Genomic DNA, 24,373 nt, shown 5'->3' with positions numbered 1-24,373 from the left:
ATCCCCGTTGGGCTGCGAAGCAGCCCCAAACCCTGCAACCCGGTTCTGCCTGACACATATTGCTGGATGGATTGCGACTGCTTCGCAGCCGAGCGGGGCGGTGCGACGTTTCGCTAAATCCCCTCGCCACAACATCATTCCAAATCCAAAGCTGTGCTTACTTCTCAGGCATCGGCATCGGAAACGGCATGACATTGCCGACCGCGCCCCGGGCCTCGCTGATTTTCGGCGTGCCCAGACGTTCCACTTCGTCGATGCGCACGATCGAATGCATCGGCACAAAACTGCGCACCACGCCTTCGAATTGCGCCTTGAGCTTTTCTTCGCTCGGATCGACGACCATTTGCGTGCGCTCGCCAAAGACGAATTCTTCAACTTCCAGGAAACCCCACAGATCACTTTGATAGATCTGCTTGGCGTACATTTCGAACACCTGGCCCTGGTTGAGGAAAATCACCTTGTAGATTGGAGCTTCGCGTTTGGTCATGGCGGGCGGATAACATCGGGGTAAAAATGAGGGCGCGAACTATAGCATAGCCACCGGACGCACAGCGGTAGGAACCTGACGGCTTGTTCCCTATAATGCGCGGTTCTTTGAATCACGTGACGACCCGAATCCATGGCCAAGAAGCTTTACATCGAAACCCACGGTTGCCAGATGAACGAGTACGACAGCTCGCGCATGGTCGATCTGCTGGGCGAACATCAGGCCCTGGAAGTCACCGCTCGCGCGGAAGACGCCGACGTGATTCTGCTCAACACCTGCTCGATCCGCGAACGCGCGCAAGACCGCGTGTATTCGCAGCTCGGCCGCTGGCGCGAACTGAAGCTGGCCAACCCCGACATGGTCATCGCCGTCGGCGGTTGCGTGGCCAGTCAGGAAGGCGCGGCGATCCGCGATCGCGCTCCCTACGTTGACGTGGTGTTCGGCCCGCAGACCCTGCACCGTCTGCCGGAGATGATCGACGCCGCGCGCAGCAGCAAGCTGCCGCAGGTCGACGTGTCGTTCCCGGAAATCGAAAAATTCGACCACCTGCCGGAGCCGCGTATCGACGGCCCGAGCGCTTATGTGTCAGTGATGGAAGGTTGCAGCAAGTACTGCACGTTCTGCGTGGTGCCGTACACCCGTGGCGAAGAGGTAAGCCGACCGTTCGACGACGTGATCGCGGAAATCATTCACCTCGCTGAGAACGGCGTGCGTGAAGTGACCTTGCTCGGGCAGAACGTCAACGGCTATCGCGGCCAGACCCACGACGGTCGCCTGGCCGACCTGGCCGAACTGATCCGCGTGGTCGCCGCTGTCGATGGCATCGACCGCATCCGCTACACGACGTCGCATCCGCTGGAGTTCTCCGACAGCCTGATCCAGGCCCACGCCGAAGTGCCGGAACTGGTCAAGCACCTGCACTTGCCGGTGCAGTCGGGCTCCGACCGGATTCTCGCGGCGATGAAGCGTAACCACACGGCGCTGGAGTACAAATCCAAGCTGCGCAAATTGCGCGCCGCCGTACCGGGGATCTGCATCAGTTCGGACTTCATCGTCGGTTTCCCCGGCGAAACCGAAAAGGACTTCGAACAGACCATGAAGCTGATTGCCGATGTCGGCTTCGATTTCTCCTACTCGTTCGTCTATAGCCAGCGCCCGGGCACGCCCGCTGCCGATCTGGCCGACGACACGCCGGAAGAATTGAAGAAAGAACGCCTGAACGCGCTGCAACATCGTCTGAATCAGCAGGGCTTCGAGATCAGCCGACAAATGGTCGGCTCGATCCAGCGCATTCTGGTGACCGATTACTCGAAGAAAGACCCGGGCGAGCTGCAAGGGCGTACCGAGAATAACCGTATCGTCAACTTCCGCTGCGACAATCCCACCCTGATCGGTCAGTTCGCCGATGTGCACATCGACGCCGCGCAACCGCACTCACTGCGTGGTTCTTTAATTCAATAACGCCGCATTTCTCCTGTGGGAGCGAGCCTGCTCGCGAAGGCGGTCTGTCAGACACATCAATTTTGAATGTGTCGCCGCCTTCGCGAGCAGGCTCGCTCCCACAGGTAAAGCGCAGCGGCGCTGATCGGCTGAGATATTTAAGAGCTTTCGCACCCACGCCACTGGCGTTATCCTTGATTTCATCCTAATTGCCCCAGGGCGGCTAAATACGACCTTGAACGCACCCATCGAACCACATCGTTTTCTCCTCGAGCCTTTTGAGGCTCGCCGCTTCGCCAATCTGTGCGGGCAATTCGACGAGCATTTGCGCTTGATCGAACAGCGCCTGGCCATCGAGATCCGCAATCGCGGAAACCAGTTCGAGTTGATTGGCGATCCAAAACTCACCACGTCCGCGGAAAACCTGCTGCGCCGCCTGTACCGGGAAACCAAGGGTACCGAGCTGTCGCCAGACCTGGTGCACCTGTTCATTCAGGAATCAGCAGATATCGACAACCCGGCCCCTGCCGAAGCGACCGTCGCCCTGCGCACCAAGAAAGGCATGATTCGCCCGCGCGGCTTGAATCAGCAGCGCTACGTGAAGGAAATCCTCGGTAACGACATCAACTTCGGCATCGGCCCGGCCGGTACCGGCAAGACCTATCTGGCCGTGGCCTGCGCGGTAGATGCGCTGGAGCGCGAGCAGATCCGCCGCATCCTGCTGGTGCGTCCGGCGGTCGAAGCGGGGGAAAAACTCGGCTTCCTGCCCGGCGACCTGTCGCAGAAGATCGACCCGTACCTGCGCCCGCTCTACGACGCGCTGTACGAAATGCTCGGTTTCGAATACGTCGCCAAGCTGATCGAGAAACAGGTAATCGAAGTCGCGCCGCTGGCCTACATGCGCGGTCGTACGCTGAACAACAGCTTCATCATTCTCGACGAGAGCCAGAACACCACCGTCGAGCAGATGAAGATGTTCCTCACGCGCATCGGCTTCGGCTCCACCGCCGTGATCACCGGCGACATCACTCAGGTCGACCTGCCGCGCGGCACCAAGTCCGGCCTGCACCATGTGATCGAAGTGCTCAAAGACGTGCCGGGCATCAGCTTCACCCATTTCCAGCCCAAGGACGTCGTGCGCCACCCGTTGGTGCAGCGGATCGTCGAGGCCTACGAGCGCTTCGAGACCCGTGCCGAAGCCGCGAAGGAAGCCTCGCGCGATGCTTGAGCTGGATCTGCAAATCGCCACCGAGGCCAGCGCGCCGAGTGAAGCCGAGTTCCGCCAGTGGTGCGAACTGGCCCTGCGCCAGCGCAGCGCTGATTCGGAAATGACCATTCGTCTGGTCGACGAGGAAGAAGGCCGCGAGCTCAATCACACCTGGCGCCACAAGGACTACGCGACCAATGTGTTGTCGTTCCCGGCGGAAGTGCCTGACGAGTTTCTCGATATTCCGCTGCTCGGCGATCTGGTGATCTGCGTGGCCGTGGTCGAACGCGAAGCCGCCGAGCAGGGCAAGGAACTAAAGGCCCACTGGGCACATCTGGTCATTCACGGCTGCTTGCATCTGCTCGGTTACGACCATATAGATGACGACGAAGCCGAAGAAATGGAAGCACTGGAACGCGAGTTGCTTGCTGAACTGGGCTATCCCGATCCGTACGCGGATGACGAAACCGAACACTCCCCCATCGTTACAACAAAGGATTCAGAGTAATCGCTATGAGCGAAGATCGATCGAGCAACGGGCAGAAGTCATGGCTGGGTAAACTGACCCAGGCTTTTGCCCACGAGCCGAAGAACCGTCAGGAGCTCCTCGAGCTGCTGCGTGATGCACATCAGAACAAACTGCTGGACAGCGAAGCGCTGGCCATCGTCGAAGGCGCCATCCAGGTGGCTGACCTGCAAGTGCGCGACATCATGGTGCCGCGCTCGCAGATGGTCAGCATCAAGGCGACCCAGACACCCCGCGAATTCCTCCCTGCCGTGGTCGACTCGGCCCACTCGCGCTATCCGGTCATCGGCGAAAGCCATGACGACGTGATGGGCGTGCTGCTGGCCAAGGATCTGCTGCCGCTGATCCTCAAGGAGAACGGCGACAGCTTCAACATCAAGGACCTGCTGCGCCCGGCCACCTTCGTGCCGGAGTCCAAGCGTCTGAACGTGTTGCTGCGTGAATTCCGTGCCAACCACAACCACATGGCCATCGTCATCGACGAATACGGCGGCGTGGCCGGCCTAGTGACCATCGAAGACGTGCTCGAGCAGATCGTCGGCGACATCGAGGACGAGCACGACGTCGAAGAAGACAGCTACATCAAGCCGCTGCCCAGCGGTGACTTCCTGATCAAGGCGCTGACGCCGATCGAGAACTTCAACGAGTTCTTCGACAGCGAGTTCTCCGACGACGAGTTCGACACCGTCGGCGGCCTAGTGATGAGCGCGTTCGGGCACTTGCCAAAACGCAACGAAACCACTGAAATCGGCGCTTATCGTTTCCGCATCCTGAACGCCGACAGCCGTCGGATTCATTTGCTGCGACTGACCCCTATCGCTCGTTGATTCTAAGGACTGAAATGCGCTGGACAACCCGCCCCGGCTGGCCCGGTAACCTGCTGGCCGTGGCGGCCGGTGCAATTACCACCTTCGCTCTGGCACCTTTCAACATCTGGCCGCTGGCTTTGCTCGCGGTCGGTTTGTTCTACGCCGGTTTGCGTGAGCTGAGCCCGCGTCAGGCGCTCGGCCGTGGCTGGTGCTTCGGCTTCGGCCTGTTCGGTGCCGGCACCAGTTGGATCTATTACAGCATTCATCATTTCGGTGGTGCTTCGGTGTTGCTCGCCGGGTTCCTGATGCTGCTGTTCACCGCGGCGATTGCCTGGTTCTTCGCCCTGCCCGCGTGGCTGTGGGCGCGCTGGTTGCGGCGTAACGAAGCACCGCTGGCAGATGCCTTGGCCTTTGCTGCGCTGTGGGTCGGCCAGGAAGCGTTTCGCGGCTGGTTCCTTACCGGTTTCCCGTGGCTTTATTCCGGTTACAGCCAGCTCGACGGCCCGCTGGCCGGGCTCGCTCCGGTGGGCGGCATGTGGCTGGTATCGTTTGTTCTGGCACTTACCGCAGCGCTGATCTACAACGCGTCGCGCTTGTTGCAGGCGCGACGCAAGGGTTTCATCGCGGCTGGTGTGGTACTTCTGGCGGGGCCTTGGGTAGCAGGCATCGCCCTCAAAGGCCACGCGTGGACCAGCCCGTCCGGCGCACCGCTGACCGTGGCCGCAATTCAGGGCAACGTCGCGCAGAGCATGAAATGGGACCCGGCCGAGCTCAACGCGCAACTGGCGCTGTACCGTGATCTGAGTTTCCGCTCCAAACCGGTCGATCTGCTGATCTGGCCGGAAACCGCCGTGCCGGTGTTGAAGGAGTCCGCCGAGGGCTACCTGACGATGATGGGCAACTTCGCCGCCGAGCGTAAATCAGCGTTGATCACCGGTGTGCCGATCCGCCAGACCGTGCATCACGAACGGCGCTTCTTCAACGGCATCACCGTGGTCGGCGAAGGCGACGGTACTTACCTGAAGCAGAAACTGGTGCCGTTCGGCGAGTACGTGCCGTTGCAGGACCTGTTGCGCGGCTTGATCGCGTTCTTCGACCTGCCGATGTCGGACTTCGCTCGCGGCCCGTCGGATCAAGCGCTCTTGCAGGCCAAGGGTTACCAGATCGCACCGTTTATCTGCTACGAAGTGGTCTATCCGGAATTCGCCGCTGGCCTGTCGGCACGCAGTGATCTGTTGCTGACGATCAGCAACGACACCTGGTTCGGCACGTCCATCGGCCCGCTGCAGCATTTGCAGATGGCGCAGATGCGCGCGCTGGAAGCCGGACGCTGGATGATCCGCGCGACCAACAACGGCGTTACCGGCCTGATCAATCCGTTCGGGCAGATCACCGAACAGATTCCGCAGTTCGAACAAGGCGTGTTGTATGGCGAAGTGGTGCCGATGCACGACCTGACGCCATATCTGCAATGGCGTTCGTGGCCGCTGATCGTGTTGTGCCTGCTGCTGTTTGGCTGGGCGCTGATGGCCAGCCGCATGTCGAAGACCCTCTGAGAAATGTGGCGAGGGGATTTATCCCCGCTGGAGTGCGCAGCAGTCTCCTCTTCTGAAGGTAAGAGAGGGGCCGCTACGCGCGCCATCGGGGATAAATCCCCTCGGCACAATGATCTTCAGCGGTAAAACAACGAATACCCTACCTGTCCCACCGCCTCATTGAGCAATTGCCCGCTCTGCCAGATCGACTTGAACTCCGGCAGCCAGCCGCCAAATGGCCGGGCGTTATCCGTACCGAGGAAACCCACCGGTGCCGGCACCACCTCAAAACCCGCCTGCTCAAAGCTCCACACCGCACGCGGCATGTGCCACGCCTGCGTCACCACGACAACCCGCTTGATCCCCTGCGGCAAGAGAATATCTGCCGTCATCTTCGCGTTCTCCCATGTGGTGCGGCTCTCGCCTTCCTGCCAGCGCACGCTCACGTCGAAGTCATCACGCAACGAATCCGCCATCAACTTCGCCTCGGTCGGGGGCGTGCCGTAATGCAGGCCGCCGCTGGTCAGAATCGGCAGGCCCGAGGCCTTGGCCATGCGTGCGGCGTAACGCTGACGCTCAAGGCCGACGCCGGTCGGCTGGTCTTCGCCCCAGGCCAGATCACCGCGCTCACGCCCCGAGCCCAGCACCACAATCGCATCGGCGCGTTGCGCCAGCGTCGCCCATTCCTGCCGCGCCAGCGGCGGCTCTCGTTCCAGCGCCTTGGCGCTCCACTGCACGACCACCGGCAGGCTCATCAGCCACAGGCCGCCAAAGCCGAGGGCAAAACACACACCCGCCAGACGCGGCCGCGAGCGGCGCAGCCACCAGGCGGCCAGCAACAGCAGCAAAAGAATGCCGGGCGGCAGTAAAAGTTGTTTGATGAAATAGCGAAAGGGCATCGGGCATCTCCAAAGATGCCCGAAGCCTAAGAGTGTTGATTACGCGTTACAACCAGTAGGCCGGATCCGGTTGCAAAAGATCCGTTTCATGACCTGCCATGCGCTTACTTGGCCTGCACAGAACGCACCTTGCCGGTGTCTCTGCGCGGCGCCTTGTCCTTGAGCCAGATGACCTTGGCCGAATGTGCTGCATCGAGCTGCTTCACTGCTTGAGACAGGCATCCCTGCGTTTCACGTTCACTGCGATCCAGATAGGCCTTGACCAGTTTGAACTCGGCGGGACTCAAGCCACGCAATTCCAGTTCCAGGGGGCGCTCGTCGCGCAGCCGGTCAGCGGTTTTCACGGCGTCCAGCGCCATGCCCAGACGATCGATCAACCTTTCATACAACTCGGGTTTCGTTACGTTCTTTTTCCGTTGCTCCACCATCCCTCACCTCATTGAAGATAAGACTCACTCCCCAATTAGAGCTTAGCTTCGCTGCACGAACCGGCTACACGCCGCGACCAACGGCCCTCGTCGTCCAAAAGCTCGGGCAAACAGCTGTAATCAGGGTTTCCCTCGGCCAAGCGCGGTCATGTATGCTACGGCGCTTCCTGTCATTCCACTTCCAGCGCAGCCGGGCCATCCCGTATGCCGCCGTCGAAGAGGATTAGGCCACCCCTATCCAGTACAAAAGTAGCCATGCACGAACAATATCAGCCACGTGAGATCGAAGCCGCCGCCCAGTCGTTCTGGGATGAGCAAAAGTCCTTTGAAGTCAGTGAACAGCCAGGCAAGGAAACCTACTACTGCCTGTCGATGTTCCCTTACCCCAGCGGCAAGCTGCACATGGGCCACGTGCGCAACTACACCATTGGCGACGTGATCTCGCGCTACCAGCGCATGCAGGGCAAAAATGTTCTGCAGCCCATGGGTTGGGATGCGTTCGGCATGCCGGCGGAAAACGCCGCAATGAAAAACAACGTAGCGCCCGCCAAGTGGACCTACGAGAACATCGCCTACATGAAGTCGCAGCTGCGCAGCCTCGGCCTCGCGGTGGACTGGTCCCGTGAAGTGACCACCTGCAAGCCGGACTACTACCGCTGGGAACAATGGCTGTTCACCCGCCTGTTCGAAAAAGGCGTGATCTACCGTAAAAACGGCACCGTGAACTGGGACCCGGTCGACCAGACCGTTCTGGCCAACGAGCAAGTCATCGACGGCCGTGGCTGGCGCTCCGGCGCGCTGATCGAAAAGCGCGAAATCCCGATGTACTACTTCAAGATCACCGCTTACGCCGACGAGCTGCTGGAAAGCCTCGACGAACTGACTGGCTGGCCGGAACAGGTCAAGACCATGCAGCGCAACTGGATCGGCAAGTCCCGTGGCATGGAAGTGCAGTTCCCGTACAACGTCGATTCGATCGGCGAAGCCGGCACCCTGAAAGTCTTCACCACTCGTCCGGACACCCTGATGGGCGCGACCTACGTCGCCGTCGCAGCCGAGCACCCGCTGGCCACCCTGGCCGCGCAGAACAATCCCGAGCTGCAAGCGTTCATCGCTGAATGCAAGGGCGGCAGCGTTGCCGAAGCAGACGTCGCCACTCAGGAAAAGAAAGGCCTGCCGACCGGCCTGTTCGTCGAGCACCCGCTGACCGGCGAGAAGCTGCCGGTGTGGGTCGCCAACTACGTGCTGATGCACTACGGCGACGGCGCAGTCATGGCGGTGCCGGCGCACGACGAGCGCGATTTCGAATTCGCTCACAAGTACAACCTGCCGGTGAAATCGGTGGTGCGCACCAGTTCCGGTGACACCAACCCGGCGCCGTGGCTGGACGCCTATGGCGAGCACGGCACGCTGATCAACTCCGGTGAGTTCGACGGTCTCGACTTCGCCGGCGCGTTCGACGCCATGGAAGTGGCCCTGATCAAGAAAGAGCTGGGCGCCTCGCGCACCCAGTTCCGCCTGCGCGACTGGGGCATCAGCCGCCAGCGCTACTGGGGCTGCCCGATCCCGATCATCCACTGCGCCACCTGCGGCGACGTGCCGGTGCCGGAAGATCAACTGCCGGTCGTATTGCCGGAAGACGTGGTGCCGGACGGCGCCGGTTCGCCGCTGGCGCGCATGCCCGAGTTCTATGAGTGCAGCTGCCCGAAATGCGGCGCGCCGGCCAAACGTGAAACCGACACCATGGACACCTTCGTCGAGTCGTCGTGGTACTACGCCCGCTACGCCTCGCCGCACTTCGAGGGCGGTTTGGTGGAGAAATCCGCAGCCGATCACTGGCTGCCGGTGGATCAGTACATCGGTGGTATCGAACACGCCATTCTGCACCTGCTCTACGCGCGCTTCTTCCACAAGTTGATGCGCGACGAAGGTCTGGTCAGCTCCAACGAGCCGTTCAAGAACCTGCTGACCCAGGGCATGGTGATCGCCGAGACCTACTATCGTCGCGAAGCCAACGGTGCTTACACCTGGTTCAACCCGGCAGACGTGGAACTTGAGCGTGACAGCAAAGCCAAGGTCATCAGCGCCAAGCTGAAATCCGACGGCCTGCCGGTGGAAATCGGCGGTACCGAGAAGATGGCCAAGTCGAAGAACAACGGCGTCGACCCGCAGTCGATGATCGACCAGTTCGGTGCCGACACCTGCCGCCTGTTCATGATGTTCGCCTCGCCGCCTGACATGAGCGCGGAATGGTCCGATTCCGGCGTTGAAGGTTCGCACCGTTTCCTCAAGCGCGTCTGGCGTCTGGCGCAAGCCCACGTCACCCAGGGCCTGCCGGGCAAACTGGATATCGCCGCTCTGAACGACGAACAGAAAACCGTGCGTCGTGCGATTCACCTGGCGATCAAGCAGGCCAGCCATGACGTCGGCCAGAACCACAAATTCAACACCGCCATCGCTCAGGTGATGACGCTGATGAACGTGCTGGAAAAAGCCGCCCAAGGCACCGAACAGGACCGCGCGCTGCTGCACGAAGGCCTGGAAGCGGTGACCCTGCTGCTGGCGCCGATCACCCCGCACATCAGCCACGAACTGTGGAAGCAGTTGGGTCACGCCGATGCGGTGATCGATGCAGGCTGGCCGGCCGTGGACGAAAGTGCCTTGGTGCAGGACAACCTGACCTTGGTCATTCAGGTCAACGGCAAGCTGCGCGGGCAGATCGAAATGCCGGCCAGCGCCACCCGCGAAGAGATCGAAGCCGCTGCACGCATCAACGAAAACGTGCTGCGTTTCGTCGACGGCCTGACCATTCGCAAAGTGATCGTGGTGCCGGGCAAACTGGTCAACATCGTCGCCAGCTAAATTGGATCGGCTGCCAGGCTCGCCTGGCAGCCAGTAAAACCTTTCGGGCCGCAGAGTCGGCTCACCTGGTTTCAAGGGGAGCAACACAATGATCAAACGCAATCTGCTGGTGATGGGCCTCGCCGTTCTGCTGAGCGCCTGCGGTTTCCAGTTGCGTGGTACCGGCACCAACGAACTGTCGATCAAGGAAATCGACCTGAGCGCGCGTAACGCTTATGGCGAAACCGTAAGACAGCTGCGTCAGACGCTGGAGTCCAGCGGCGTCAAGGTCTACACAGGCGCGCCGTACAAGCTGTATCTGGCTGACGAACAGGAAAGCCAGCGCATTCTCAGCTATGCCGGTGCCGGGCGCACAGGCGAGTATCAGGTCAACACTGTGCTGAGCTATGACATCCGCGGCGACAAAGACCTGTCCCTGCTTAGCGACAAGCTCGAAGTGCAGAAGGTGTTCATTCACGACGGCAACAACCTCGTCGGCTCCGATCAGGAAGCCAACGACGCCCGTCATGAAATCCGTCGCGAGCTGGTGCAGCGCATGATGCTGCGCCTGTCGCAGCTGACCCCGGGCCAGTTGCAGCAACTGCAGCAAACCGCCAACGACCGCGCCAAGGCTGAAGCCGATGCGCTGGAAGCGGCGCAGAAGGCTGAGGCGGAAACTCCGCGTCAGTCGCCGCTCGAAATCCCGCAGCAGTAAGACGGTCGGGGCGCTCAGGCGCCCCGCTCGCCCTTCTTTATGAAGCTCGCACCCGCGCAACTCGGCAAACACCTGCAAGGCGCACTCGCGCCGGTCTACATCATCAGCGGCGATGATCCGTTGCTGTGTCAGGAAGCCGCCGACGCCATCCGCACCGCTGCCCGTCAGCAAGGTTTCGACGAACGCCAAGTGTTCGCCGCAGACGCCAATTTCGATTGGGGTACGTTGTTGCAGGCCGGCGCAAGCATGTCGCTGTTCGCCGAAAAACGCCTGCTGGAACTGCGCCTGCCGTCCGGTAAACCTGGCGACAAAGGCGCCGCTGCGCTGATCGAATACTGCTCACGCCCCGCTGAAGACACTGTCCTGCTGATCAGCTTGCCGAAGCTCGATGGCAGCGCGCAGAAAACCAAGTGGGGCAAGGCACTGGTCGAAGGCCAACAGACCCAGTTTGTGCAGATCTGGCCGGTGGATGCCAATCAGCTGCCGAGCTGGATTCGTCAGCGCCTGTCCCAGGCAGGCTTGTCGGCCAGTCAGGACGCCGTCGAATTGATTGCCGCGCGTGTCGAAGGCAACCTGCTCGCCGCCGCCCAGGAAATCGAAAAGCTCAAGTTGATGGCCGAAGGTGGGCAGATCACCGTTGAAACCGTGCAGGCCGCCGTGGCCGACAGTGCCCGGTTTGACGTGTTCGGCCTGACCGACGCGGTGCTCAACGGCGAACCGGCCCACGCCTTGCGCATGCTTGAGGGCCTGCGCGGCGAAGGCGTCGAACCGCCGGTGATCCTCTGGGCACTGGCGCGGGAGTTGCGCCTGCTGGCCAACATTTCCCTGCAATACAGCCAGGGCACGCCACTGGACAAGTGTTTCAGCCAGTCGAAACCGCCGGTCTGGGACAAGCGCAAGCCGCTGATGAGCAAGGCTTTGCAACGCTACTCGGCGCAACGCTGGGCGCAATTGCTGCTCGAAGCGCAGCGTATCGATGCGCAGATCAAGGGCCAGGCGGCGGGTTCGCCGTGGATGAGCTTGAGTCGTCTGGCGTTGTTGATGGCTGGCCAGCGCCTGACACTTCCTGCCGAATAACCTGTTTCCCGCATAACGGCCATTCGCGAGCAAGCTCGCTCCCACATTGAAAAGCATTCCAAATGTGGGAGCGAGCTTGCTCGCGAAAGCGCCAGAACATTCCTACACAACAGGCACTGGACAGACGCCCAACATCGGCAGATTATTTGCCGCGCCAAACCCACTCAATCCAGAGAACCCTCATGAGCAAAAAGCCAGCAAAGCATGGCCCCAACAAGGCCAAATCCATCGTCGCCCAGCCCTTGTTCCGCAGCCGCCAGGAACGACCCGCCAAGGGCAAAGGCAGCTACCGCCGCGAAGCCTTCCGGTCTGACAACCGGGAGGCTTTTTACTTTCTGGCTGCCTGAAGCGCACTACCCCTCGCTCATGTTAAGGTCTGCACCTGATTCGTTTCCCCTGGAACTGTGCATGCCCCCAAGTCTTTCCCGTCGTTGGCCCGTGCGCCAATTGATCGCTGCCTCCAGCTTCATTCTGCTTGTCGCCTGCGCGGAAAAACCCACCGCCGCCGATGCACAACCGCTTCAAGCCGCCCCGGTTACCACGGCCCCAGCGATCATTCCGCCGGTAGTGCCGTCCGCCGACCCGCTCGATATTCAACCGACCCAGACCTTTGCCGAATGGCAGGCGGGCTTCCGCAAGGACGCCCTCGCCGCCGGGATTCGCCCCGAGCTGTTCGATCAGGCATTTGCCAACATCAGCTTCGACGCCAGCGTGATCCGTGCCGATCGCAGTCAGCCGGAGTTTTCCCGCCCGGTGTGGGAATACCTCGATGGTGCGCTGTCACCACTGCGCGTCCGCAAGGGCCAGGCGTTGATCAACCAGTACGCTGACATTCTGCAAAGCATCGAGCAGCGCTATGGCGTTGATCGCCAGGCGCTGGTGTCGGTGTGGGGCATGGAAAGCAATTTCGGTCAGTTTCAGGGCAGCAAGTCGGTGATCAACTCGCTGGCCACCCTTGCCTACGAAGGCCGTCGTCCTGGCTTTGCTCACGCGCAATTGATTGCCGCCCTTCAGATTCTGCAACAGGGCGATATCACCCCGGAGAAAATGCTCGGCTCCTGGGCCGGCGCGATGGGCCAGACCCAGTTCATTCCGACCACTTACAACACCCACGCCGTGGACTTTGACGGTGACGGTCGCCGCGACATCTGGGGCAGCCCGGCCGATGCGCTGGCCTCGACCGCGCATTACCTGCAAAGCTCGGGCTGGCAACGCGGCCAGCCGTGGGGTTTTGAAGTGCAATTGCCGAGCGGCTTCAACTACACCCTGGCCGATGGCGCGATTCGCAAAAGCGTCGCCGAATGGCGGCAACTGGGTGTGAACCTGCCAAACGGCGCGCAGGTGCCAGCCGGATCCGAACAACTGTCCGCCGCCCTGCTGCTGCCGGCCGGTTATCGCGGCCCGGCGTTCCTGATCCTCGACAACTTCCGGGCGATTCTCAAGTACAACAATTCGTCGTCGTATGCGCTGGCGGTGAGCCTGTTGTCCGAGCGCTTTGAAGGCGCGGGCCTGATCAATGGCGACTGGCCGAAAGATGATCTGCCGCTGAGCCGCACCGAGCGCATCGAACTGCAGACGCTATTGAGCGCGCGTAATTATGACGCCGGCACGGCGGACGGGATTATCGGCGCCAATACCCGCAAGGCCATTCGCAGTGCCCAGCAGGCGCTGGGCTGGCCGGCGGATGGCTATCCGACGCACAAGTTGCTTGAGAGCCTGCGCAACCAATAGAAAGACCGCCGTATGGCGGATATCGCTTTCGCGAGCAGGCTCGCTCCCACAGTTGACCGTATTCCAATGTGGGAGCGAGCCTGCTCGCGAAGACTGACTGTCAGGCAATAACCGTTTCAGCCTTGATCACCACATCCTGCTCCAGCAGCAACTCCTGCTTCCCCGCATCCAGGCGCACCAGCGCGCCCAACGGCAGTGTCAGGTTCGGGTCGCAATGGCCACTGCGCCAGCCCGACAACACCGGAATTCGCAACGGCTCAAAGGTTTGCTTGAGCAGACGATTCAGCGCGTCGACCTCCACCCCGGCTATATCACCGACCAGCACACCGCGCAGTCTGGCCAGCTTGCCGGCCAGACGCATCTGGGTCAGCAGCCGATCAATGCGATACAGCGGCTCGTTGATGTCTTCGATAAACAGAATCACCCCTTCGACATCAATCTCGTAGGGCGTGCCGAGGGTTGCAGCAATCATCGCCAGATTACCGCCGAGCAAACGCCCGTGAGCGATGCCCGGTTCGACGGTGGATAACGGATAAGCCGCCGGATGGCTCAGCACACTCCCTGACTTCATTTGCCCGCGCAGCATAGCGAAGAATGATGTAACGGTCGGCGGCTCCTTGTCGCCTAGCAGGTCGGCATTGAGCAGCGGGCCGTGAAAGGTCACAAACCCGGCGTAGCGACTGATGGCCAGGTGCAGCGCGGTGACGTCGCTATAGCCGACAAACGGCTTGGCATGCCGGCTGAGCAGGTCGTAATCGATTCGGTCCAGCAGACGCGGCGTGCCGTAGCCGCCGCGCAGGCAAATGATCGCGTCGACTTCGGGGTCAGCGAACGCCGCGTGCAGATCGCGCAGGCGTACGTCGTCACTGCCGGCGAGGTAGCCGTCCTTCTCATAGACACCCGGAAACACCTTCAGCCCATAGCCGCGCGCGCGCATCCATTGCAGCGCTTTTTCAGTATCGAGGGCGCCGGGGCCGGCAGGCGCGATGACGCCAATCGTCCCTTCGGAGGGCAGCGCCGGTACGGCTCGGTGGGCAATCAGGGTGTGGCTCGGTCGAACGGTCATCCTTGGGCTCCAGCGGTAAAGTCATGCGCACACAGTAGTCAGCTGAAGAGACAAACAAAAGCCCCTTGTCTCAGGCAAAAAAATGCCCGCCGAGGAACCGTCCTCGGCGGGCATTTTTACATCAGCAGTGAATCAGGAACCCAGCAGCTCGGCCTTGACCAGCTTCGCCTGCTCGTCGGCATGGTACGAAGAACGTACCAGCGGGCCCGAAGCGACGTTCTTGAAGCCCATCTTGTAACCTTCTTCGGCGAACCAGGCGAAGGTGTCCGGGTGCACGAAACGCTGCACCGGCAAGTGACTGCGCGACGGTTGCAGGTATTGACCGAGGGTCAGCATGTCGATGTCGTGTTCGCGCATGCGCTTCATGACTTCGATGACTTCCTCGTCGGTCTCGCCCAGACCCAGCATCAGGCCGGACTTGGTCGGGATATGCGGCATCATCTGCTTGAAGCGTTGCAGCAGGGTCAGCGACCACTGGTAATCCGAGCCCGGACGCGCAGCCTTGTACAGGCGCGGCACGGTTTCCAGGTTGTGGTTGAACACATCCGGCGGCTCGGCGGCGGTGATTTCCAGGGCGATGTCCATGCGGCCACGGTAGTCCGGGACCAGGGTCTCGAGCTGAACGTTCGGCGACAGTTTGCGGATTTCGCGGATGCAGTCGGCAAAGTGCTGGGCACCGCCGTCACGCAGGTCGTCACGGTCAACCGACGTGATCACCACGTATTTGAGCTTGAGGTCGGCGATGGCGATGGCCAGGCTTTCCGGCTCGTTGACGTCCAGTGGCTTCGGACGACCGTGGCCAACGTCGCAGAACGGGCAGCGACGGGTGCAGATGTCGCCCATGATCATGAAGGTCGCAGTGCCGCCGGAGAAGCATTCGCCGAGGTTCGGGCAGGACGCTTCTTCGCAGACACTGTGCAGCTTGTGCTTGCGCAGCAGGCTCTTGATGCGGTCGACTTCCGGCGAAACCGGGATGCGCACGCGGATCCAGTCGGGTTTCTTCGGCAGTTCGGTGGTCGGAATGATCTTGACCGGGATGCGTGCAACCTTCTCGGCGCCGCGCAGCTTGACGCCGGCTTCAACCTTGGGACGCGGGGCCGGGCGCTCGGTCACGTCGAGCGTCGGGATCATGGTTTGCACTGCATCAGTAGTCATATCAGTCGATTCCGCCCGTGAGGGTCGTCTGCTCAGCATAGTCGAGGTGTTTGACGAGCTGCGCGCGCAGCCGGGCACTTACCTCGGCAAATTCAATCGATCCTGCGTGATCGCTCAGCTGGGTCATGGCCAGCCCGGCGTAGCCGCAGGGATTAATCCGTCGAAACGGTTCCAGGTTCATATCCACGTTCAGGGCCAGGCCATGAAAGGAACAACCGTGGCGAATGCGCAAACCCAGAGAAGCGATTTTCGCTCCATCGACGTATACGCCGGGAGCATCTGGCTTGGCGGCGGCGGTGACGCCGTAGCTGGCCAGCAGTTCGATCAGGCAGGCTTCCATGCGGCTGACCAGATCACGCACGCCGAAACCCAGCTTGCGTACATCCAGTAACAGATAAGCCACCAGTTGCCCGGGGCCATGATAAGTCACTTGGCCGCCACGATCGACCTGCACCACCGGAATATCTCCCGGCAGCAACAGGTGTTCGGCCTTGCCGGCCTGGCCCTGGGTGAACACCGGCGGGTGTTCGACGAGCCAGATTTCGTCGGCGGCAGCAGTGCCGCGCTCATTGGTGAAACGTTGCATGGCATGCCAGACCGGCTCGTAAGCCATCTGGCCCAGCTCGCGAAAGCCCAGCGTGCCGTGCATCACAACACCATGTGCACGAAGCCGGTCGCCCGCAGTTCGCTGTTGATGTTGTACAGCTGATCCTGATCGGTGGCGACGATGTGCAGCTGGATGGTGGTGTACTTACCGGTGCTGCTCTGACGCTCGTCGATGCGCTCGTCATTAATGGTCGCGTGTTTCTTGACGATCTCGATGATCTCGTCCTTGCGGCCGACGCCCGTATCGCTGATCACCTTGATCGGGTAATCAGTCTGGGGAAATTCGATCTTTGGCGCCTGTACTTCGGTATCGGTCATGGCGTAACGGCCTCTATAGCGCAAGCCGTGGTAACGCACATGGCCCCGCACCGGATCGGGGCGGGGCCATGCAGGTCAACACAAAATCAGTTGAACAAGCCGTAGAAGAATAGACGGATGCTATCCCACATGCGGCGGAAGATACCACCCTCCTCGACGCCGTCCAGAGCGATCAGGTCAGCGCTGTGCACCACCTTGTCTTCCAGTTTGACTTCGACTTTACCGATCACGTCGCCCTTGGCGATTGGCGCAACCAGTTGCGGGTTCATGGTCATGCTGGCAGCGAGCTTCTTCAGCTGGCCTTTTGGCAGAGTCATGGTCAGGTCTTGCGCCAGGCCGGCCTTGACTTGGCTGGTGGTGCCTTTCCATACCGGCGCCTGCGCCAGCTCAGTGCCCTTCTGATAGAAGGTCTGGGTTTCGAAGAAGCGGAAACCGTAGGTCAGCAGCTTCTGGGTTTCAGCCGCGCGGGCCACTTCGCTGTTGGTGCCGAACACCACGGCGATCAGGCGCTGGCCATCACGTACAGCCGAAGACACCATGCAGTAGCCGGCTTCATCGGTGTGGCCGGTTTTCAGACCGTCAACGGTCTTGTCGCGCCACAGCAGCAGGTTGCGGTTAGGCTGCTTGATGCCGTTCCAGAAGAACTCTTTCTGCGAGTAGATCGCATAGTGAGCCGGGTCTTCGTGGATGATCGCACGGGCCAGTATCGCCATGTCGTGCGCCGACGAGTAGTGCTCAGGGTTTGGCAGACCGGTCGGGTTCATGAAGTGGGTATTGGTCATGCCCAGTTCGGTGACGGTCTTGTTCATCAGGTCGGCGAAGGCGTCTTCGCTGCCGGCGATGTGCTCGGCCAGGGCGACGCTGGCGTCGTTACCGGACTGGATGATGATGCCGTGCAGCAAGTCGCTGACAGTGACCTGCGAACCGACCTTGATGAACATCCGCGAACCGCCGGTGCGCCAGGCATTTTCGCTGACGGTCACCGGATCGTTTTCACCGATCTGGCCGCGACGGATTTCCAGGGTCGCGATGTACGCGGTCATCAGCTTGGTCAGGCTGGCCGGTGGCAGACGCTGGTCGCCGTTGTTTTCGACCAGCACGTTGCCGCTGCTGGCATCCATCAGAACATAGGCCTTGGCGGCCAGTTGTGGTGGCGACGGCATCATCTCGGCCGCGAAGGCGGCTGGCGAGAGGAGCAGCGGGACTAGCAGACACAGGCGTTTGGCAAAGGTGGTGATGTTCATCCGTCTCTCGAAATCGCTAATGGAAACTTGCCCGAAGGCAAAACTTATTCAGACAGCCTTCTAACGGGCCATCGCGTATTCAGTTGCTCACTCCAGTCACCCTTGCCGGGCTTTTGTTCTTCGACGAGCCAACAACCTGGTTCACCCCCCGAATACCGCAAGTGAACCGTCAATCAAGGTCTACGTGTTACTCGGTGACCACGCTGGGCGAACCCAGATTGGCCAGCCGCACACTGTTCTGCACCTGGGCGATCTCACCCGGCGAGCCGATCGGCCCCAGGCGTACCCGGTGCAGGGTCTGCTGATTGCGCACGATCGAGCTGATGAACACCGGCGCGCTCACCATCCCGCTGAGCTTCGACCTCAGCAGCTCGGCAGCGTCCGGGTTGGCGAACGCGCCCACCTGCAGATACTGGCCAGACGCTGGTGCAGAAGCGTTTTTTTTTGCATCGATCTGCACGGGCACCACGGCCGCGGCGTGTTGCTGCGGCGGCGGTGTCCATTGCTCGACGGTGCCGGCCGAAGCCGTAATCACTGGCGCGCTATTCTGCGCCACTTGCGGCTCGTTGAGCATCAGCGGCGCCGGACGGCCCTTGGCCGCCCACCACTGCTGCGGATCGATGCCTTCGACCTTGACCCGCGCGGTGCCGGTTTCGGCATAGCCGAGCTTCTTCGCCGCTGCGTAGGACAAGTCGATGATGCGATCGGAGTAGAACGGCCCACGGTCGTTGACGCGCAGGATCACGGTCTTGTTGTTGTCCAGGTTGGTCACCCGAACGTAACTTGGCAGCGGCAAGGTCTTGTGCGCGGCACTCATGCCGTACAGGTCATACACTTCGCCGTTGGCGGTGTTCTGACCATGAAACTTGGTGCCGTACCAGGACGCCGTGCCCGAAGCCACGTAGGTCTTGGATTCCTGCAACGGAAAATAGGTCTTGCCCAGCACGGTGTACGGATTGGCCTTGTACGGGCCGGTGTGCAGGGTCGGTGTCGCATCCGGGATGCGCGAAACATCGACATCCCACCACGGCGCGCCGTCTTTGTGCGCGCGGTTGATGTCCAGGCCCGGTTGGGCGCGGACAGCGGTGGACGGGGTTTTCTGCGTCGGCGTACGGCTGGTCGTGCAACTGGCGACCAGAACTGCCAACGCAGCGAAAGCCACCAGCTTCAGGGGTTTATTGTTAGGCAATGCCTGCATTACTTGACGCCCCGTGCTTGTACCAGCTGTTCAGACAGTTGATGTACGGCCATGGCGTACATCACGCTGCGGTTATAACGCGTGATCGCGTAGAAATTCTGCAGGCCCATCCAGTATTCAGGGCCGTTGTCGCCTTCGAGGCGAAATGCGGTAACCGGCATATCATCGCGCAGCGCATCATGACTTGACCAGCCCAGCCCCCGCAACTCTGCGACCGTCTTCACTGGTTCGATACCGGTGGTCAGGCCTTCATCGGCCTGCTCGCCGCGCACATCGGCGCGGCTGACCACCGGCTCGCCGGCGACCCAGCCGTGGCGCTTGAAGTAGCTGGCGACGCTGCCAATGGCATCGTCCGGGTTGTTCCAGATATTGATGTGGCCATCACCGTCGAAGTCCACCGCGTAGGCGCGAAAGCTGCTCGGCATGAACTGCGGCAGGCCCATGGCCCCGGCGTACGAGCCTTTCAGGGTCAGCGGGTCGACCTGCTCTTCACGGGCCAGCAGGAGGAACTCACGCAGTTCCTTGCGGAAAAATTCGGCACGGGGAGGATAGTCGAAGCCGAGGGTCGATAAGGCATCGATCACGCGGAAATTACCGGTATTACGTCCGAAAAAGGTCTCGACGCCGATGATCGACACGATCACTTGTGCCGGCACGCCGTATTCCTGCTCGGCACGGGCCAGGGTCGCCTCATGCTGACGCCAGAAGTCGACACCCCGGGCGATACGCGCGTCAGTGATGAACATCGGGCGATATTCATTCCACTGCTTGACCCGTTCGGCGGGTCTGGAGATGGCGTCGAGAATCGACTGCTTGCGTTGCGCCTCGCGGAACACACCCATCAGTTGTTCACCGGCGAAACCGTAGTCGCGGGTCATTTCGCCGACGAATTCGGCCACCTGCGGCGAGCCTTCATAGTCGCCGGCCAGCGCTTCCTGCACGCTCCCCAGCAGGCCCATCAGGCCAACCAGCGGCGCGCATCGAGTCGCCCAGCCACGCATTACTTGCATTGCACTCTTCACCTTATTCAAACCTGTGCGATCCACTTGCGATGGGTATGGACCGACATCAAAACCCCAAACGCTGACAGCAGCGTCACCAGCGAAGTTCCTCCGTAGCTAATGAACGGCAACGGCACCCCCACGACCGGCAACAGGCCACTGACCATACCGATGTTGACGAAAACGTAAACAAAAAAAGTCATGGTCAACGCGCCGGCGAGCAATTTGCCGAACAGCGTTTGCGCCTGAGCGGTGATCACCAGCCCGCGACCGATCAACAACAGATAGATCAGCAGCAGCGCGCAAATCCCCACCAGACCGAACTCTTCGCCAAGCACAGCAATGATGAAGTCGGTGTGGCTTTCCGGGAGAAAGTCCAGGTGTGACTGGGTGCCGAGCAGCCAGCCTTTGCCGAATACGCCACCGGAACCGATTGCGGCTTTGGACTGAATGATGTTCCAGCCGGTACCGAGCGGGTCGCTTTCCGGGTCGAGGAAAGTCAGGACCCGCTGCTTCTGATAGTCGTGCATGACGAAGAACCACATCGCCACCGACACCGGCACCGCCGCCGCCAGCACGCTGAGAATCCAGCGCCAGCGCAGGCCGCCCATGAACAGGACGAAGGCGCCACCGGCGAGAATCAGCAGCGAGGTACCGAGATCCGGCTGGCGCACGATCAGAATGAACGGCACGCCAATCAGCATCAGGCTGATGCCGACGTGCTTGAGCTGCGGCGGCAGCGTGCGTTTGGACAGGTACCAGGCGATGGTTGCCGGCATCAGGATCTTCATGAATTCCGAGGGCTGGAAGCGGATCACCCCGGGGATGTTGATCCAGCGGGTGGCGCCCATGGCGTTGTGGCCCATGATGTCGACGACGATCAGCAATATCACGCCGATCACGTAACCGAGCGGCACCCAGCGGGCCATGAAACGCGGCTCGAACTGGGCGATGACAATCATCGCCACCAGGCCGATGCCGAAGGATGTGGCCTGCTTGCCGAGCAGCTCCCAGCTCTTGCCGCTGGCCGAATACAGCACGAACAGGCTGCCGGCGGCGAGAATCAGCAACAGGATCAACAGCGGGCCATCGATATGCAGTCTTTGCAGCAACGTCGCGCGGCGACGCATCACATCCTCGCTGGAGAGCATGCGATCGAAATTATTCATCACGGGCCGGGGCCTCCGCAGTGATTGGGCTGGCGTACTCGGCTTTCAGGTGGCCATCCTGGTCGAGCAACCAGGCGTCCATGACCTGGCGCACCACTGGCGCGGCAACGCCGGAACCGGACTCACCGTTCTCGACCATAACCGACACGACGATTTTCGGATCATCGGCCGGGGCGAAGCCGACGAACAGGGCGTGGTCGCGGTGGCGTTCCTGGACCTTGGAGCGGTCGTATTTCTCGCCCTGCTTGATCGCCACCACCTGCGCGGTACCGGACTTGCCGGCGATGCGGTATTGCGCGCCGATCGCCGCTTTGCGCGCGGTACCACGGGCACCGTGCATCACCTGCTGCATGCCGTGGTTGACCTTGTTCCAGTCGGACGGGTCGCGCAGGACGATGTTCGGCATCGGGTTTTCATCCACCGGTTTCACCCCGTCGAGAGACTTGGCCAAGTGCGGACGATTCCAGATGCCTTTGTTGGCCACCAGCGCCGTGGCCTGGGCCAGTTGCAGCGGCGTCGACTGCATGTAGCCCTGGCCGATCCCGAGAATCAGGGTTTCGCCGGGGAACCACGCCTGTTTGCGCGTTGCGCGTTTCCATTCGCGCGACGGCATCAGGCCCGGGGATTCTTCGAACATGTCCAGCGAGACCTTCTGGCCGATGCCGAACTTGTTCATATAGGTCGACAGCCGATCGATGCCGAGCTTGTGCGCGAGGTCATAGAAGTAGGTGTCGTTGGACCGCATGATCGCCGTGTCGAGGTCGACGAAGCCGTCACCGGTACGGTTCCAGTTGCGATACTTGTGGTCGTAGTTGGGCAGCATGTAATAGCCCGGGTCGAACACCCGGCTCGAAGCCGTGACTACGCCAGCGTCGAGACCGGCAATTGCGACCGCCGGTTTGATCGTCGAGCCCGGCGGATACAGACCACGCAGCACGCGGTTGAACAGTGGCCGGTCGATGGAATCACGCAACTCGGCGTAGGCCTTGAAGCTGATGCCGGTGACGAACAGGTTGGGGTCGAAACTCGGCTGACTGACCATCGCCAGCACTTCGCCGGTCTTCGGATCGAGCGCCACCACCGCACCACGACGCCCACCCAGTGCGGCCTCGGCGGCTTCCTGCAACTTGATGTCGAGGCTCAGGACGATGTCCTTGCCGGGAATCGGATCGGTGCGCTTGAGCACGCGCAATACGCGGCCACGGGCGTTGGTCTCGACTTCCTCGTAACCGACCTGACCGTGCAATTCCGGCTCGTAGAAACGCTCGATGCCAGTCTTGCCGATATGGTGGGTGCCGCTGTAGTTGACCGGATCCAGCGACTTCAGCTCTTTCTCGTTGATCCGCCCCATGTAGCCCACCGAATGCGCAAAGTGCGCGCCCTGCGGGTAATGCCGGACCAGTTGCGCGACCACTTCCACCCCGGGCAGGCGGAACTGGTTCACCGCAATCCGGGCGATCTGCTCTTCGGTCAGCTCGAACAGGATCGGCACCGGCTCGAACGGCCGGCGCCCCTGCCGCATGCGTTTTTCGAAGATCACCCGGTCCTCGGGCGTCAGCTCCAGCACCTCGACGATGACATCGAGCACCTGCTGCCAGTCGCCGGAGCGCTCGCGGGTCATGCTCAGGCTGAAGCTCGGCCGGTTGTCGGCCACGACTACGCCATTGCGGTCGAAAATCAGCCCGCGCGTCGGCGGAATCGGCTGCACATGGACGCGGTTATTTTCCGACAGGGTCGAGTGGTACTCGTACTGGATCACCTGCAGGTAATACAGACGCGCGATCAACACACAGATCAGCGCCACAATCACGATCGCACCGAACACGACACGGCTGCGCACCAGACGGGCGTCCTTTTCGTGGTCCTTGATGCGGATCGGCTGAGACATGAGGGCAGGCTTACTTGTGGTAAGGGTGGCCGGACAACACGGTCCAGGCACGGTACAACTGTTCGCCGATCAGGATCCGCACCAGCGGGTGCGGCAAGGTCAGCGGCGACAATGACCAACGCTGGTCAGCGCGGGCACAGACTTCCGGTGCCAGCCCTTCCGGGCCGCCGACCATGAAGTTGACCGTGCGCGAATCCAGGCGCCAGCGATCGAGTTCGACCGCCAGTTGCTCGGTGCTCCACGGCTTGCCGTGAACCTCCAGCGTGACGATCCGCTCGTTGTGCCCGACCTTGGCCAGCATGGCTTCGCCTTCCTGGCGGATGAAACGGGCCACGTCGGCATTCTTGCCACGGGTGTTGAGCGGAATTTCCACCAGTTCCAGCGCCAGCTCGGACGGAAGACGCTTGGCATATTCATGCCAGCCTTCTTCCACCCACTTGGGCATGCGTGAACCGACGGCGATCAGGCGCAGTCGCACAGCGATCCCTTAGAACTGGTCTTTGTTGAGCTTGGTGAAATGCTCGTGGGTGTTTTCCGGGCTGTGGTGCTTGGCATCGGCCGCACGGCTTTGCTCGGCACCGGCCCACAGGCGCTCCAGGTCGTAGAACTGACGCGCCGAGGCAGTCATCATGTGCACGATCACCAGATCGAGGTCGAGCAGAACCCAGTCGCTGTCGCCCTTGCCTTCTTCGCCCAGTGGCTTGGCGCCCTGCTTCTTCACTTCCTCGCGGACCTTGTCCAGCATCGCGTTGATCTGGCGATTGGAGGTACCGGTGGCGATGATCATGTAGTCAGTGATGCTCTGCTTGTCGCGCACATCAATGATCTGGATGTCCTGGGCCTTGACGTCTTCCAGCGCAGCGACGGCAATCTTGACCAGTTCGTCGCCCTTGAGCGGCTCGTTGGTGTTGACGGCTTCCGGCAGTGGTGCGCTCTTGAACGTGCCTTTGCGCTTTACTTTCGGTAGATCTTTATCAGTCATATGTAACTCGTTTTGCTCATGTATTCGGCGGCTTGGGGATACGGTGATCCG

The 24,373-nt window shown here is 61.2% G+C and carries 24 protein-coding genes; 10 read left to right on the top strand and 14 right to left on the bottom strand.

Features of this window, described 5'->3' with window-relative positions:
- Window positions 1-157: 157 nt before the first annotated feature.
- Window positions 158-487 carry a DUF1820 family protein gene (locus JWU58_RS04335; RefSeq protein ID WP_016773045.1) on the bottom strand — a complete coding sequence of 110 codons (330 nt, stop codon included), beginning with the start codon at window positions 485-487 and terminating at the stop codon, window positions 158-160.
- A gap of 132 nt (window positions 488-619) precedes the next feature.
- Here JWU58_RS04335 and miaB point away from each other — a divergent pair, with 132 nt between their 5' ends.
- The 5 genes from miaB to lnt all read left to right on the top strand — a co-directional run bounded on the left by miaB (window position 620) and on the right by lnt (window position 6,025).
- The gene (gene miaB, locus JWU58_RS04330) at window positions 620-1,948 is read left to right on the top strand and encodes a tRNA (N6-isopentenyl adenosine(37)-C2)-methylthiotransferase MiaB (RefSeq protein WP_206421518.1); all 1,329 of its coding nucleotides are present in this window, start codon (window positions 620-622) and stop codon (window positions 1,946-1,948) included.
- A 214-nt stretch (window positions 1,949-2,162) separates the two neighbouring features.
- On the top strand, window positions 2,163-3,155 hold the full coding sequence (locus JWU58_RS04325) for a PhoH family protein (RefSeq protein WP_016773043.1): 993 nt from the start codon (window positions 2,163-2,165) through the stop codon (window positions 3,153-3,155).
- Window positions 3,148-3,642: an rRNA maturation RNase YbeY gene (ybeY, locus tag JWU58_RS04320; protein WP_016773042.1), complete on the top strand. Its 495-nt coding sequence runs from the start codon at window positions 3,148-3,150 to the stop codon at window positions 3,640-3,642. The genes JWU58_RS04325 and ybeY overlap by 8 nt, the downstream gene beginning before the upstream one ends.
- A 5-nt stretch (window positions 3,643-3,647) precedes the next feature.
- On the top strand, window positions 3,648-4,487 hold the full coding sequence (locus JWU58_RS04315) for an HlyC/CorC family transporter (RefSeq protein ID WP_024014438.1): 840 nt from the start codon (window positions 3,648-3,650) through the stop codon (window positions 4,485-4,487).
- 14 nt (window positions 4,488-4,501) lie between these two features.
- Window positions 4,502-6,025, top strand: a complete 1,524-nt coding sequence (gene lnt, locus JWU58_RS04310) for an apolipoprotein N-acyltransferase (protein ID WP_206421517.1) — start codon at window positions 4,502-4,504, stop codon at window positions 6,023-6,025.
- Window positions 6,026-6,141: 116 nt separating this feature from the next.
- Here the strand turns inward: lnt and JWU58_RS04305 are convergent, their stop codons facing one another.
- Together JWU58_RS04305 and JWU58_RS04300 are read right to left on the bottom strand one after the other, a co-directional pair.
- Window positions 6,142-6,903, bottom strand: a complete 762-nt coding sequence (locus JWU58_RS04305) for a YdcF family protein (RefSeq protein WP_206421516.1) — start codon at window positions 6,901-6,903, stop codon at window positions 6,142-6,144.
- Between the two features lie 104 nt (window positions 6,904-7,007).
- Window positions 7,008-7,331 carry a hypothetical protein gene (locus tag JWU58_RS04300; protein WP_024014441.1) on the bottom strand — a complete coding sequence of 108 codons (324 nt, stop codon included), beginning with the start codon at window positions 7,329-7,331 and terminating at the stop codon, window positions 7,008-7,010.
- A gap of 255 nt (window positions 7,332-7,586) precedes the next feature.
- Between JWU58_RS04300 and leuS the strand changes: the two genes are divergently transcribed.
- The 5 genes from leuS to JWU58_RS04275 all read left to right on the top strand — a co-directional run bounded on the left by leuS (window position 7,587) and on the right by JWU58_RS04275 (window position 13,695).
- Entirely contained in the window at window positions 7,587-10,193 is a 2,607-nt protein-coding gene (gene leuS, locus JWU58_RS04295; RefSeq protein ID WP_125918241.1) for a leucine--tRNA ligase, read from the top strand.
- A gap of 88 nt (window positions 10,194-10,281) precedes the next feature.
- Window positions 10,282-10,887 carry an LPS-assembly lipoprotein LptE gene (locus JWU58_RS04290; protein WP_016773037.1) on the top strand — a complete coding sequence of 202 codons (606 nt, stop codon included), beginning with the start codon at window positions 10,282-10,284 and terminating at the stop codon, window positions 10,885-10,887.
- 39 nt (window positions 10,888-10,926) lie between these two features.
- Window positions 10,927-11,964: a DNA polymerase III subunit delta gene (holA, locus tag JWU58_RS04285; protein ID WP_016773036.1), complete on the top strand. Its 1,038-nt coding sequence runs from the start codon at window positions 10,927-10,929 to the stop codon at window positions 11,962-11,964.
- Window positions 11,965-12,146: 182 nt separating this feature from the next.
- Window positions 12,147-12,311, top strand: coding sequence for an alternative ribosome rescue factor ArfA (gene arfA / locus JWU58_RS04280; RefSeq protein WP_016773035.1), 165 nt, complete (start codon window positions 12,147-12,149; stop codon window positions 12,309-12,311).
- Window positions 12,312-12,372: 61 nt separating this feature from the next.
- Entirely contained in the window at window positions 12,373-13,695 is a 1,323-nt protein-coding gene (locus JWU58_RS04275) for a lytic murein transglycosylase (RefSeq protein ID WP_123443274.1), read from the top strand.
- A 100-nt stretch (window positions 13,696-13,795) separates the two neighbouring features.
- Here JWU58_RS04275 and JWU58_RS04270 read toward each other — a convergent pair whose 3' ends face one another.
- The 11 genes from JWU58_RS04270 to rsfS all read right to left on the bottom strand — a co-directional run bounded on the left by JWU58_RS04270 (window position 13,796) and on the right by rsfS (window position 24,322).
- The gene (locus tag JWU58_RS04270; protein WP_206421515.1) at window positions 13,796-14,761 is read right to left on the bottom strand and encodes a S66 peptidase family protein; all 966 of its coding nucleotides are present in this window, start codon (window positions 14,759-14,761) and stop codon (window positions 13,796-13,798) included.
- A 132-nt stretch (window positions 14,762-14,893) separates the two neighbouring features.
- On the bottom strand, window positions 14,894-15,892 hold the full coding sequence (gene lipA, locus JWU58_RS04265) for a lipoyl synthase (protein ID WP_160768663.1): 999 nt from the start codon (window positions 15,890-15,892) through the stop codon (window positions 14,894-14,896).
- A gap of 25 nt (window positions 15,893-15,917) precedes the next feature.
- Window positions 15,918-16,565, bottom strand: a complete 648-nt coding sequence (gene lipB / locus JWU58_RS04260) for a lipoyl(octanoyl) transferase LipB (protein ID WP_016773030.1) — start codon at window positions 16,563-16,565, stop codon at window positions 15,918-15,920.
- Window positions 16,565-16,840, bottom strand: a complete 276-nt coding sequence (locus JWU58_RS04255; protein WP_076564274.1) for a DUF493 domain-containing protein — start codon at window positions 16,838-16,840, stop codon at window positions 16,565-16,567. The genes lipB and JWU58_RS04255 overlap by 1 nt, the downstream gene beginning before the upstream one ends.
- Window positions 16,841-16,926: 86 nt before the next feature.
- The gene (locus JWU58_RS04250) at window positions 16,927-18,084 is read right to left on the bottom strand and encodes a D-alanyl-D-alanine carboxypeptidase family protein (protein ID WP_016773028.1); all 1,158 of its coding nucleotides are present in this window, start codon (window positions 18,082-18,084) and stop codon (window positions 16,927-16,929) included.
- 187 nt (window positions 18,085-18,271) lie between these two features.
- Window positions 18,272-19,282 carry a septal ring lytic transglycosylase RlpA family protein gene (locus JWU58_RS04245; RefSeq protein WP_016773027.1) on the bottom strand — a complete coding sequence of 337 codons (1,011 nt, stop codon included), beginning with the start codon at window positions 19,280-19,282 and terminating at the stop codon, window positions 18,272-18,274.
- Window positions 19,282-20,292 (bottom strand): lytic murein transglycosylase B, encoded by a 1,011-nt coding sequence (mltB, locus tag JWU58_RS04240; protein ID WP_071173698.1) that lies wholly within the window; start codon window positions 20,290-20,292, stop codon window positions 19,282-19,284. The genes JWU58_RS04245 and mltB overlap by 1 nt, the downstream gene beginning before the upstream one ends.
- A gap of 17 nt (window positions 20,293-20,309) precedes the next feature.
- Complete coding sequence (rodA, locus tag JWU58_RS04235; RefSeq protein WP_206422158.1) at window positions 20,310-21,413, bottom strand: rod shape-determining protein RodA; 1,104 nt, start codon at window positions 21,411-21,413, stop codon at window positions 20,310-20,312.
- 31 nt (window positions 21,414-21,444) lie between these two features.
- Complete coding sequence (gene mrdA, locus JWU58_RS04230) at window positions 21,445-23,340, bottom strand: penicillin-binding protein 2 (protein WP_071173699.1); 1,896 nt, start codon at window positions 23,338-23,340, stop codon at window positions 21,445-21,447.
- Window positions 23,341-23,350: 10 nt separating this feature from the next.
- Complete coding sequence (gene rlmH / locus JWU58_RS04225; RefSeq protein ID WP_011063671.1) at window positions 23,351-23,818, bottom strand: 23S rRNA (pseudouridine(1915)-N(3))-methyltransferase RlmH; 468 nt, start codon at window positions 23,816-23,818, stop codon at window positions 23,351-23,353.
- A 9-nt stretch (window positions 23,819-23,827) separates the two neighbouring features.
- Complete coding sequence (gene rsfS, locus JWU58_RS04220; RefSeq protein WP_016773024.1) at window positions 23,828-24,322, bottom strand: ribosome silencing factor; 495 nt, start codon at window positions 24,320-24,322, stop codon at window positions 23,828-23,830.
- Window positions 24,323-24,373: the final 51 nt, after the last annotated feature.

The sequence above is a fragment of the Pseudomonas atacamensis genome (assembly GCF_017167965.1).
Lineage (GTDB): Bacteria > Pseudomonadota > Gammaproteobacteria > Pseudomonadales > Pseudomonadaceae > Aquipseudomonas > Aquipseudomonas atacamensis.
This window is presented reverse-complemented; position numbering and strand designations above follow the sequence as displayed.